Below are 13741 nucleotides of genomic sequence, written 5' to 3'. Positions count from 1 at the left end.
CGGAACGGTTCGTCGCCTGCCCGTTCCCGGGATCGGGCCGGATGTACCGGACGGGGGACCTCGCGCGCTGGTCGTCGGACGGCGAGCTGCTCTATGCGGGCCGTGTGGACGACCAGGTGAAGATCCGCGGCTTCCGGATCGAGCCGGGTGAGATCGAGAACGTACTGGCCGAGCACGACACCGTCGCCCAGATCGCAGTGGTGGTCCGCGAGGACCAGCCCGGCGTGAAGCGCCTGGTCGCCTACGTCGTACCGGCGGACGGCGGCGCTGACGGCGAAGCACTGCGAGAGTACGCCGCGCGCGCTCTGCCGGAGTACATGGTGCCCGCCGCGGTGGTGGCCCTGGACGCGCTGCCGGTGACGGTGAACGGCAAGCTGGACCGGGCCGCGCTGCCCGCCCCCGAGTTCGGCGGTACGGCGGGCCGTGGCCCCGCCACGCCGGTGGAAGAGGTGCTGTGCGGCCTGTTCGGTGATGTGCTGGGCCTTGAACTGGTCGGCGCCGAGGAGTCGTTCTTCGAACTGGGCGGTGACTCGCTGCTGGCGATGCGGCTGATCGTCCGGGTCCGCTCGGTGCTGGACGCCGAGATCAACGTACGGGAGCTCTTCGGGGCGCCGACCGTCGCCGGGCTGGCCCGGCTGGTGGAGAGCAACCGGGGCGACGTACGGATCGGCCTCGTCGCACAGGAGCGGCCCGAGGTACTGCCGCTGTCGTTCGGTCAGCAGCGGATGTGGTTCCTCAACCAGCTCGACGAGACCGGAGCGGAGGCGGCCTACAACGTACCGCTGGCGCTCAGGCTCTCCGGTGCGCTGGATGTCGAGGCCCTGGCGGCGGCGCTCGGCGACGTGGCGGCCCGGCACGAGATGCTCCGTACGGTGTTCCCCTCGACCGACGGCACACCCCGGCAGCAGCTCATCGACGGTCCGCCGCCGCTCCACGTCCGGGAAGTCGCCCCGGGCGATCTGGCCGACGCCATGGCCGAGGTCGCGTCGAAGGGCTTCGATCTGTCACGCGACCTGCCGTGGCGGACGGAGCTGCTGGTCGTGGCAGGCACGGAGCCGGACCCCTCGGATCCCGGCGACCACCGCTCCGACGCCTCCGATGCCCCCGACCCCTCCGACGCCGAGTTCGTGCTGATGCTGGTGGCGCATCACATCGCGGTGGACGGCTGGTCGATGGGCGTCCTCGCCCGCGACCTCCGGCAGGCCTACGGTGCGCGCAGTGCGGGCTCGGTCCCCGTGTGGCCGCCGCTGCCCGTGCAGTACGCCGACTACGCGCTCTGGCAGCGCGAGGTCCTCGGCAACCCCGAGGACCCGGACAGCCTGATCAGCGCCCAACTCGCCTACTGGCGGGACGTGTTGGCGGACCTTCCGGAGGAACTCGCGCTCCCGGCGGACCGGACCCGGCCCGCGACCTCGTCCTTCCAGGGCGGATCCGTCCCGCTCCAGCTCGACCCGGAAGCGCACGCCGCGCTCCTGGAGGTCGCCCGGCAGGGTTCGGCCACCATGTTCATGGTCGTCCAGGCGGCGTTGGCGATGTTGCTGGCCCGGCTAGGCGCGGGCACCGACCTGCCCGTCGGCACGGCGATCGCCGGCCGCGGCGACTCGGCCCTGGAGGACCTGGCAGGTTTCTTCGTCAACACCCTGGTACTGCGCACCGACGCCGCGGGGAACCCGACCTTCGCGGAGCTGCTGGCCCGCGTCCGTGAGACGGACCTCGCCGCATACGCCCACCAGGACGTGCCGTTCGAGCGGCTGGTCGACGACATCAGCACCGAGCGCTCGCTCTCCCGGCACCCGCTGTTCCAGATCATGCTCGTACTGCAGAACATCCCCGCCGCGGAATGGGACCTGCCCGGCCTCACCATGCACCAGCAGCGGTCCGAGACGCTCCCCGACGCGGCGCTACCCTCCCGCTTCGATCTGTCCATCAACCTCACCGAACACCGCGACGAGCAGGGCGATCCCGCAGGCATCGGCGGTGGTGTCCAGTACTCCACCGACCTGTTCGACGGCTCCACGGCCAGGGCACTGGCCGACCGGCTGGTGCGGGTACTGGAGCAGGTGGCCGCCGATCCCAGGCTGCGCATCAGCCAGGTGGAGGTCCTCGACGCCACCGAGGAGCAGTCGGTCGTCGAAGCCTGGAACGACACAGTCCACCCCATCCCCGCCCTGACGCTGCCCGCGCTGTTCGAGGCCCAGGTGGCTCGGACTCCGGATGCGACGGCGGTCGTGTCCGAAGACGCGACGCTGACGTATGCGGAGTTGGACGAGCGGGCGAACCGGGTGGCGCATGCGCTGGTCGGCCGGGGTGTGGGTCTGGAGAGCCGGGTCGGTGTGGTGCTGGACCGGTCGGTGGATCTGGTGGCTGTGTTGTTGGGTGTGGTGAAGGCGGGGGCGGCGTATGTGCCGCTGGATGGCGATCATCCGGTGGAGCGGTTGCGTGCGGTGGTGGCCGAAGCCGGAGTCTCTGTGGTGGTGGCCGACCGTGAGCTCGTTGGCCTCCAGACGACAGCAGTGGCGGAGCTGTTCGAGGCCGGAGCGGCCCGGCCGGTGGTCGGTCTTTCTCCGGACAGCCTGGCGTACGTGATGTACACGTCGGGTTCGACCGGTAAGCCTAAGGGTGTGGCGGTGACGCACGGGAATGTGGCGAGTTTTGTCGCTGACCGTAGTTGGCGTGATGACGTGGTGGAGCGGGTGTTGGTGCAGGCCAACCATGCTTTTGATGCGTCGACGTATGAGTTGTGGGTGCCGTTGGTACGCGGTGGTCGGTTGGTCCTGTTGCCGCATGGTGAGAAGGACGCGGCTGTACGGGGCCGGCTTATAGCCGAGCATGGGATCACCAATGTGCATGCGACGGCTGGTCTGTTCCGGGTGTTGGCGGAGGAGTCTCCGCAGATTTTCGCGGGTGTGCGTGAGGTGTCGACCGGTGGTGATGTGGTCTCTGCCTCGGCGATACGGGTGCTGCTGGACGCTCACCCGGATCTGATTGTCCGGTCGACGTATGGGCCGACAGAGACGACCGCATTTACCACCCAGATCCCGTACCGCGCCGGTGATGTAGTTCCGTCAAGCGTGCCCATTGGCCAACCGATGGACAACGCCCGGACGTACGTACTGGATGAATTCCTGCGTCCGGTAGCACCGGGCGTGACGGGGGAGTTGTATGTCGCGGGTTCCGGTCTGGCCCGAGGCTACGACGGCCGCGCCGCCCTGACGGCGGAGCGGTTCGTCGCCTGCCCGCACGGCGGCCGCATGTACCGCACCGGCGACCTGGTCCGCTGGTCGAAGGACGGCCTGTTGCTGTTCGAGGGCCGTGCCGATGACCAGGTGAAGATCCGTGGCTTCCGGATCGAGTTGGGCGAGGTCGAGGCGGTGCTGGCCGCGCACGAGAGCGTCGGCCAGGTCGCAGTGATCGTCCGCGAGGACCAGCCGGGGACCAAGCGGCTGGTTGCGTACGTTGTCCCCGCCGATCAGGAGGTCGACGCCGACCTGCTGCGGCAGTACGTCGCGGGCAAGCTGCCGGACTACATGGTCCCCGCCGCGATCATGCAGCTTGAAACCCTGCCCGTCACGGTGAACGGCAAGCTCGACCGGGCCGCCCTCCCCGCCCCCGAGTTCGGCGGCAGCGAAGGCCGTGGTCCCGAGACCCCCGTCGAGGAACTGCTCTGTGCGCTGTTCCGTGAGGTGCTGGGCCTGGAGTGGGTCGGCGCGGAGGATTCCTTCTTCGCGTTGGGCGGCGATTCGATCATGTCGATGCTGGTCGTGTCCCGGGCCCGTCGCGCCGGGATCGTGATCACGGCTCGGCAGGTGTTCGAGCACAAGTCCCCGGCCGGGCTCGCCGCGGTTGCCGTAAGCACCAGTGCGGACGACGCTGCCCCGGTGGAACCGGCGGAACAGGACACGGGCATCGGACGGGCCCCGCTGACCCCGGTCATGCTCGATCTCGTCGAGCGGGCGGGCCCGAGCGCGCTGACCGGGGTCCTCTCCCAGTCCATGCTCGTCGAGACCCCCGCCGACCTTGCCCTGCCCCACCTGGTGGCGGCCGTTCAGGCGCTGCTGGAGCACCACGACATCCTGCGCGCCAGGCTTGAACTCGCAGAAGACAATGCCCACTTGGTGGTCCCGGAGGCGGGCCCGGCGGTCGGCGACCGTGTCGTCCGCGTCGACACGGCGGGGCTCACCGCCGAGAGCCTGGCCGAGCTGATCCGGGACGAGGGCCGCCGTGCGGTGGACCGGCTGGACCCACGAGCCGGGGCGATGGTCCAGCTCGTGTGGTTCGATGCCGGACCCGGTGTTCCCGGCCGGCTGTTGATGGTGGCCCATCACCTCGTGGTCGACGGCGTCTCGTGGCGGGTGCTCGTCCCGGACCTGGCTGCCGCGTGCACGGCCCTGCAAGAAGGACGCGAACCGCTCTTCGAGCGCGGGACGTCGTACCGGCGCTGGGCCGAGACGCTGGAGTACCAGGCGCTCAGCACCGAGCGGACCGTCGAAGTGCCCGCGTGGACCCGGCTGCTGGGCGGCCCGAACCCGCTGCTCGGGAAGAGGGCGCTCGATCCGGCCGTGGACACCGTCGCCCGGGGCGTACGCCAGGTGGAGGTCAAGGTCCCGGTCTCGGTGACGACGGAGCTCCTGACCCGCGTCCCGGCGGCCTTCGACGCCGGCATCGACGACGTACTCCTGGCCGGGCTGGTCGCCGCGGTCGGCGAATGGCGACGCCGCCAGGGCCGCAACCTCGCGGGCGGTGTCCTGATCGAGGTCGAGAGCCACGGTCGTACCCCGCTCACCGAGGACATGGATCTCACCCGTACCGTCGGCTGGTTCACCGGCTCGTACCCGGTACGGCTGGACCCGGGCACCACCGAGTACGCGCGGATCCGTTCCGGCGGTCCGGCGGCGGGCGGCCTGATCAGGCGGGTCAGGGAACAGCTGCGGGCGGTGCCCGGAGACGGGCTCGGCTTCGGGCTGTTGCGCCATTTGAACCCGAAGACGGCCGAGGCTCTGGCCGGACTGCCGACGCCCCAGATCGGGTTCAACTACCTGGGCCGTTTCGCCTCCGGTCCGGCGACGCCGGCGACCGGAGGAGCCTGGCAGCCGGTGGGGGACACGGTTCTGGGCGGGACCGCCGACGCCGACATGCCCGCCTCCCACCTGCTGGAGGCGGGGGGCCTCGTCCGGGACCTGCCCGAGGGCCCCGAACTGACCGTGACCCTGGTCTGCCCGGTCGGCCCCTTCGAGGAGGCGGCGCTCCACGATCTGGCTGACGGCTGGGTCGCGATGCTCACCGGCCTTGCCTCACACATCCCCGAAGCGGACGGCGACCAGCACACACCCTCGGACTTCCCGCTCGTCGCACTGGCCCAGAACCAGATCGATGCGCTTCAGATCAAGCTCTCCGGCGAAAAGGAGTGACCGCAGTGACCCAGGTGCGTATCGAAGATGTGTGGCCGCTGTCGCCGCTCCAGGAAGGGCTGCTCTTCCACGCCCAGTACGACGAGCAGGCCCGTGACGTCTACGTGGAGCAGCGCGTCACCGATCTGGCCGCGCCGTTGGACACCGGAGTACTGCGGGCATCCTGGGAGGCGCTGCTGGACCGGCACGCCAGCCTCCGTGCGAGCTTCCAGCAGCCCGCGGGAATGCAGCAGGTCGTGCAGGTGGTGCTCCAGGGGGTGACTCTGCCCTGGCGTGAGTTCGACCTTTCCGGGCTGCCCGCCGCGGAGGCCGAAGCAGAGGCCGTGCGGCTCATGGAAGCCGAGCACGAGCGCCGGTTCGATCTGGCGGTTCCGCCGCTGCTGCGGTTGTTGCTGCTGAAGCTGGACGAGTCGCGTTATCAACTGGTCATGACGATGCATCACATTTTGATGGATGGTTGGTCGCTGCCGGTTTTGTTCGGTGAGTTGTCTGAGTTGTATGCGGCGGGTGGCGATGTGTCGGTGTTGCCGCCGGTGACGTCGTATCGGGAGTACTTGGCGTGGTTGGGCCGTCAGGACAAGGATGCGGCACGTGAAGCCTGGCGGGATGCGCTGGCCGGGACCGTCGACCCGACGCTGGTACGCCCGGCCGACCGCGGCGGCGACCTGGCTCTGCCCGAGCACGCGATGGTGCGGGTCGGCGCCGGGCTGACTGAGGCGTTACGCGAGATCGCGCGTGAGCACGGGCTGACATTGAACACTGTGGTGCAGGGGGTGTGGGGTGTTCTGGTCGGTATGTTGACCGGCCGGAGTGACGTGGTCTTCGGTGCAGTGGTGGCCGGTCGTCCGGCTGACCTGCCCGGTGTTGAGCGGATGCTGGGTCTGTTCATCAATACGGTGCCGGTGCGGGTGCGTCTCGATCCGTATCGCACGGTTGCGGAACTGCTGACCGAACTCCAGGTCCAGCAGGCCGAACTCTTCGACCACCAGCATCTGGGGCTCGCGGAGATCCAGCGGACAGCGGGCTCCGGTGCGACCTTCGACTCACTCCTCGTCTACCAGAACTACCCGGTGCCCGCCGAGGGCGGCCTCGTACCGTCCGGCGGACTGCAGATCACCGGGTCGGCCAGCTCGGACACCGCCCACTACCCGCTGATCCTGGGCGTCGTCCCGGGCGACCGGCTGGAACTGCGCTTCGACTACCAGTCCGACCTCTTCGACCCGGTCGCCATCCAGGCGCTGGGGGACCGGCTCGTCAGGCTCCTGGAGCAGATCGCCGCCGACCCCGCGTTGCCCGTCGGCCGACTCGATCTTCTGGACCCCGTTGAGCGGAGCGCCGTCGTCCAGGACTGGAACGACACCGCTCAGCCGCTGTCCGCCCGTACGCTGCCGGAGCTGTTCGAGGCCCAGGCGGCACGCACGCCGGACGCGGTCGCGGTGGCCGGCGAGGACCTGACGCTGACCTATGCCGAGCTGGACGCCCGGGCCGACCGGGTGGCGCGCTGGCTGGCGGGCCGGGGAGTGGGCCCGGAGAGCCGGGTCGGCGTGGTGATGGACCGGTCGGCCGAGCTGATCGTGGTGCTGCTGGGCGTGGTGAAGGCGGGCGCGGCGTACGTGCCGGTGGACCCGGAGTATCCAGCCGAGCGCATCAGTTTCATGCTGGCCGACGCGCAGCCCGCGCTCGTGTTGAGCACGACCGCACATGCGGACAGGATCGGGCTTGCCGGGGCTGTGAGCTGGGACGATCCGGCGGTGACCGATGAGGTCGCGGCGCTGGACGGACCCGTCTCGACACTCGTGTCGCCGGACGCGCTGGCGTATGTCATATATACGTCCGGCTCGACCGGTACGCCGAAGGGCGTTGCCGTGACGCACGGGAACGTGGCGAGCTTTGTCGCGGACCGTAGTTGGCGTGATGACGTGGTCGAGCGGGTGCTGGTTCAGGCGAACCACGCTTTCGATGCGTCGACGTATGAGCTGTGGGTGCCGCTCACGCGCGGCGGCCGGCTGGTCGTCATGCGTCCCGGCGATGTCGACGCGGCCGAGCGCGGCCGGTTGATCGCCGAGCACGGGGTGACGAACGTCCATGCCACGGCCGGTCTGTTCGGGGTGCTGGCGGAGGAGTCGCCGGAGATCTTCGCGGGTGTGCGTGAGGTGTCGACCGGCGGCGACGTGGTCTCTGCCTCGGCGATACGGGCGCTGCTGGACGCCCATCCGGATCTGACCGTCCGGTCGACGTACGGGCCGACGGAGACGACCGCGTTCACCACCCAGATCCCGTACGCCGCCGATGACGTTGTTCCGGCGAGCGTGCCCATCGGGCGACCGATGGACAACGCCCAGGTGTACGTGCTGGACGAGTTCCTGCGTCCGGCGGCACCCGGCATGACCGGGGAGCTGTATGTCGCTGGTTCTGGTCTGGCCCGTGGTTACGACGGCCGGCCCGGGCTGACGGCGGAGCGGTTCGTTGCGTGCCCGTTCTCCGGCTCGGGGGAGCGGATGTACCGGACCGGTGACCTGGCGCGCTGGTCGTCCGAGGGTCAACTGGTGTTCGCGGGGCGGGCCGACGACCAGGTGAAGATCCGTGGTTTCCGGATCGAGCCGGGCGAGATCGAGTCGGTCCTGGCCGGGCACGAGAGTGTGGGCCAGGTCGCGGTGATCGTCCGTGAGGACCAGCCTGGCGTGAAGCGGCTCGTCGCCTACGTGGTCGCCGAAGACGCGGGCGCGGGCGCGGACGTGAAAGTGCTGCTCGACCACGTCGCGGGCCGGCTCCCCGACTACATGGTCCCCGCCGCCGTGGTGAGCGTGGAATCGCTGCCGGTGACCGTCAACGGCAAGCTCGACCGGGCCGCGCTGCCCGCCCCCGACTTCGGCGGCGCGCTCGGGCGCGGTCCCGCGACGCCGCTCGAAGAGGTGCTCTGCGGGCTGTTCGGCGAGGTACTGGGCCTGGACTGGGTCGGCGCCGAGGACTCCTTCTTCGACCTCGGCGGTGACTCGCTCCTCGCGATGCGGCTGATCGCCCGCATCCGGGCGGTGCTGAACGCCGAGGTCACGGTCCGTGAGCTGTTCGGGGCGCCGTCCGCGGCCGGGATGGCCCGGCTTGTGACGAGCCATCAAGGGGTCGTACGGGCGGGCCTCGTCGCACGCGAACGCCCCGACGTACTGCCGCTGTCGTACGGCCAGCAGCGGATGTGGTTCCTCAACCAGCTGGAAGAGCAAGGATCCGGCGCCGGATACAACGTGTCGCTCGTCCTGAGACTGTCCGGTGAGCTGGACCTGGCAGCGCTGGAAGCGGCCCTCGCGGATGTGGCCGACCGGCACGAGTCGCTCCGTACCGTCTACTCGGAGAGCGAGGGCGTACCCGCACAGGAAATCCTGCTCGGCCCGGCCGGGCACCCGTCCGTCCAGGTCCGCGAGGTCACCGAGGAGAGCCTGCCCGGCCTGCTGGAAGAGGGCATCGCGCGGGGCTTCGATCTCGCGCGGGACCTGCCGTGGCGGATCGACCTGCTCGCTTTGTCGTCCACCGAGCACGCCATGCTGCTGGTGGCGCATCACATCGCGGTGGACGGCTGGTCCATGGGCGTCCTGGCCAGGGACCTTCAGACCGCTTACGCGGCGCGGCGCGCGGGATCGGCGGTGGACTGGTCGCCGTTGCCGGTGCAGTACGCCGACTACGCTCTCTGGCAGCGCGAGGTCCTCGGCGACCTGAACGACCCCGACAGCCTCATCAGCGCCCAGCTCGGCTACTGGCGGGAGACCCTGGCCGGCCTCCCCGAGGAACTGCCGCTCCCGGTGGACCGGACCCGGCCCGCGACGTCTTCGTTCCAGGGCGGTTCGCTCCCGGTACGGCTGGGGGCGCACACACATGCCGAGCTGGTCGAGGTGGCGCAGCAGGGCTCGGCGACGATGTTCATGGTCGTACAGGCCGCGCTGGCGATGCTGCTGGCCCGGCTCGGCACGGGCACCGACATCCCCCTGGGCACCACGGTCGCCGGACGAGGGGACAGCGCTCTCGACGACCTGGCCGGATTCTTCGTCAACACCTTGGTCCTGCGTACGGACGCGAGCGGCGACCCCACCTTCGCCGAACTGCTGGCCCGGGTCCGCGAGACCGACCTGGCCGCCTACACGCACCAGGATCTGCCGTTCGAGCGCCTGGTGGACGACCTCAACCCGGTGCGCTCGCTGTCCCGTAACCCGCTGTTCCAGATCATGCTGGTCCTGCAGAACATCCCCCGGGCTGCCGGCCAATGGGAGATGCCAGGGCTGCGCGTGGAGCCGATGCGTGCGGGCGAGACGGTCGCGGCGCGCGTCGACCTCACCGTCAGCCTCGCCGAACAGCGCGACGACCAGGGCGCTCCCGCCGGTATGGGCGGCGAACTCCAGTACGCGACGGACCTCTTCGACGAGGCCACGGCCGAGGCGCTGGCCGGGCGACTGGTACGCGTGCTGGAGCAGGTGGCCGCCGACCCGCAGTTGCGGATCAGCAGGCTCGACGTCCTCGACGGAGTGGAAGAGCACACGGTCGTCGACGGCTGGAACGACACCGCCCGTGCGGTCCCCGAGACGACGCTGCCCTCGCTGTTCCGGGAACAGGCCGAGCGGACCCCGGACGCGATTGCCGTCGTCAGCGACGAAGTCACCCTGACCTACGCTGAGTTGAACGACCGGGCGAACCGCGTCGCGCACTGGCTGATCGGCCGTGGTGTAGGCCCCGAGGACCGGGTCGGCGTGGTGATGGACCGCTCGGCGGACCTGATCGCCGTACTGCTCGGCGTGCTCAAGGCGGGCGCGGCCTATGTGCCGCTGGATGCCGGTCACCCCGTAGAGCGGCTGCGCGCGGTGGTCGCCGAGGCCGGGGTCTCGGTGGTGCTGGCCGACCGTCCGCTGGACGAACTCGGCGCGGTCATGGTGAAGGGGCTGCCGGAGCCGGACGGCACGGAAGACCCGCAGGACCTGGCGTCACCGGAGAACCTTGCCTACGTGATGTACACCTCCGGATCCACCGGTGTCCCCAAGGGCGTCGCGGTGACCCACGCCAACGTGGTCGCCTTCGCCCTCGACCGCTCCTGGCGCGAGGACGTGGCCGAGCGGGTGCTCGTACAGGCCAATCACGCGTTCGACGCCTCGACGTACGAACTGTGGGTGCCCCTGGTGCGGGGCGGCCGCCTGGTCCTGCTGCGCTCGGGTGACGTCTCAGTGGCCGAGCGCGGGCAGTCGATCGCCGAGCACGAGGTGACGAACGTGCACGCGACGGCCGGTCTGTTCCGGGTGCTCGCGGAGGAGTCGCCGGAGATCTTTGCGGGTGTGCGTGAGGTGTCGACCGGTGGTGACCTGGTGTCGGCATCGGCGATCCGGACCCTCGTGGAGGAACATCCGGGACTGGTGGTCCGTACGACCTACGGGCCGACGGAGACGACGGCCTTCACCACACAGATCTCCTACACCACGGGTGACACGGTTCCCGCGAGTACGCCGATCGGGTACCCGATGGACAACAGCCGCGCGTACGTGCTGGACGAGTTCCTGCGTCCGCTGCCGCCCGGAGTCGTCGGGGAGCTGTACGTCGCCGGTGCCGGGCTGGCTCGCGGTTATGCGGGGCGGTCGGGGCTGACGGCGGAGCGGTTCGTGGCGTGCCCGTTCGGTGGTCGTATGTACCGGACGGGTGACCTGGCGCGTTGGTCGTCCGACGGCCAGTTGCTCTTCGCGGGTCGTGTCGATGATCAGGTGAAGATTCGTGGTTTCCGGATCGAGCCGGGTGAGGTAGAGGCGGTGCTGGCCGGGCACGGGGGTGTCGGTCAGGTCGCGGTGATCGTGCGTGAGGACCAGCCGGGTGCTAAGCGGCTGGTTGCCTATGTCGTCCCGGTCGGTGAGGAGTTCGACGGGGACGTGCTGCGGGAGTTCGCGGCGGGTGTGCTGCCGGACTACATGGTCCCGTCCGCTGTCCTTGCGTTGGAGTCCCTGCCGGTAACGGTGAACGGGAAGCTGGACCGGGCCGCACTGCCCGCTCCGGGTCTGGGCGAAATGGTGAGCCGGGGTCCGGAGACGCCGACGGAAGAGGTGCTGTGCGGGCTGTTCGGCCAGCTCCTGGGCCTGGAGCGGGTGGGCGCGGAGGATTCGTTCTTCGACCTCGGCGGTGACTCGCTGCTGGCGATGCGCCTGATAGCCAAGATTCGCTCGGTCCTGGACGCGGAGATCACTATTTCCGCGCTGTTCGGTGCGCCGACGGTGGCGGGGATCGCCCGGCTGGTGGAGAGCGACCGGGGCGTCGTACGGGCAGGTGTGGGTGTGCGGGAGCGGCCCGAGGTGCTGCCGCTGTCGTTCGGTCAGCAGCGGATGTGGTTCTTGAACCGGATGGAAGAGGCGGGCGCGGGCGCGGGTTACAACGTGCCGTTGGCGCTGCGCCTGTCCGGTGAGCTGGACGTGGAGGCGTTGCAGGCGGCTCTGCACGATGTGGCCGACCGGCACGAGACGCTGCGCACCACGTTTCCCGAGACCGGGGGTGTTCCGCGGCAGCAGGTCCTGGAGGGCGCCGTCGGCCGGACGGCCCTGCGGATCCGCGAGATCGCGCACGACGATCTCCCGGCGACCGTCGCCGAGGTGGCGGGCAGGACCTTCGACCTGACGCACGACCTGCCGTGGCGGACCGAGTTGCTGGTCCTGTCCGAGACCGAACACGTACTGGTGCTGGTGGCACACCACATCGCGGTGGACGGCTGGTCGATGGGCGTCCTGGCGCGCGACGTGCGGGCGGCCTTCAGGGCCCGTCTGCAGGGTGCGACGGCGGACTGGTCACCGTTGCCGGTGCAGTACGCCGATTACGCGCTCTGGCAGCGCGAGGTCCTCGGCGACCTGGACGACCCCGACAGCCTGGTCAGTGCACAAGTCGGTTACTGGCGCGAGGTGTTGGCCGAGCTGCCCGAAGAGCTGGTCCTGCCGGTGGACCGCACGAGACCGGCGGTCTCCTCGTTCGTCGGCGGGACGGTCACGGTCGAAGTCGACTCGGACGCGCACGCCGGGCTGGTCGAGGCGGCGCAGCAGGGTTCGGCGACGATGTTCATGGTGGTCCAGGCCGCGTTGGCGATGCTGCTGGCCCGGCTCGGTGCGGGTACCGACATCCCTGTCGGCACCGCTATCGCGGGCCGTCCCGACAGTGCCCTGGAGGACCTGGCCGGGTTCTTCATCAACACCCTGGTCCTGCGCACCGACGCGAGCGGCGACCCGACATTCACCGAGCTCCTGGCCCGCGTCCGGGAGACGGACCTGTCGGCCTACGCCCACCAGGACGTGCCGTTCGAGCGTCTCGTGGAGGACCTCAATCCGGCGCGCTCGTTGTCCCGGCACCCGCTCTTCCAGATCATGCTCGCGGTCCAGAACGACGCCCAGGCGGACGCCTCGTGGGAGCTGCCCGGTCTGCGGGTGCGGCCGATGCCGGCGGACGAGACGGTCGTAAGCCGCTTCGACCTGTCCGTCGGACTGAACGAGCTGCGCGACGAACAGGGCGTCCCGGCAGGACTGCGCGGCACCGTGCAGTACGCCACAGACCTGTTCGACGAGCACACCGTCCGAGCTCTGTCCGACCGCCTCCGGCATGTCCTGGAGCAGATCGCCGCCGACCCGGGGGTACGGATCAGTCGGCTCGACGTGCTGGATGCGGGTGAGGAGCGGCAGGTCGTCGAGGAGTGGAACGACACTGCTCGGCCGATTTCTGCGGTGACGTTGACGGAGTTGTTCGGGGCGCAGGTGGCGCGGACTCCGGGTGTGGTTGCGGTTGTTGGTGGCGGTGTGTCGCTGACGTATGCGGAGTTGGACGAGCGGGCGAACCGGGTGGCGCAGGCGTTGGTCGGCCGGGGTGTGGGTCCGGAGTGCCGGGTCGGTGTGGTGATGGACCGGTCGGTGGATCTGGTGGCTGTGTTGTTGGGTGTGGTGAAGGCGGGGGCGGCGTATGTGCCGCTGGATGGCGATCATCCGGTGGAGCGGTTGCGTGCGGTGGTGGCGGAGGCCGGGGTCTCTGTAGTGGTGGCCGACCGTGATCTTGACGGTCTCCAGACGACTGCTGTGGCGGGGCTGTTTGACGCTGAGCCGGTGGATCCGGGGCGGCTCCTGTCGCCGGACAGCCTGGCGTATGTGATGTACACGTCGGGTTCGACCGGTAAGCCTAAGGGTGTGGCGGTGACGCACGGGAATGTGGCGAGTTTTGTCGCTGACCGTAGTTGGCGTGATGACGTGGTGGAGCGGGTGTTGGTGCAGGCCAACCATGCTTTTGATGCGTCGACGTATGAGTTGTGGGTGCCGTTGGTACGCGGTGGTCGGTTGGTCCTGTTGCCGCATGGT

General features: G+C 69.7%; 2 protein-coding genes. Both read left to right on the top strand.

Annotated features, from left to right (window positions below; all coding sequences use genetic code 11):
- Nucleotides 1–41 precede the first annotated feature (41 nt).
- A complete protein-coding gene (locus tag J7I98_RS38535) occupies nucleotides 42–5408 on the top strand; it encodes a non-ribosomal peptide synthetase (protein ID WP_214929720.1) in 5367 nt (1788 codons plus the stop codon).
- Between the two features lie 5 nt (nucleotides 5409–5413).
- A partial coding sequence (locus tag J7I98_RS42775) for a non-ribosomal peptide synthetase (protein WP_214929719.1) occupies nucleotides 5414–13741 on the top strand: 8328 nt, incomplete at its 3' end.

This window comes from Streptomyces sp. ISL-98 (assembly GCF_018614055.1).
Lineage (GTDB): Bacteria > Actinomycetota > Actinomycetes > Streptomycetales > Streptomycetaceae > Streptomyces > Streptomyces spiramyceticus.
Note: the sequence above shows the minus strand (reverse complement) of the source record. Positions and strands in the feature narration are given on the sequence as shown.

Coding starts and splice junctions, on each gene's coding strand:
- J7I98_RS38535 (WP_214929720.1), top strand. CDS start 42: ATGTACCGGACGGGGGACCTCGCGCGCTGGTCGTCGGACGGCGAGCTG.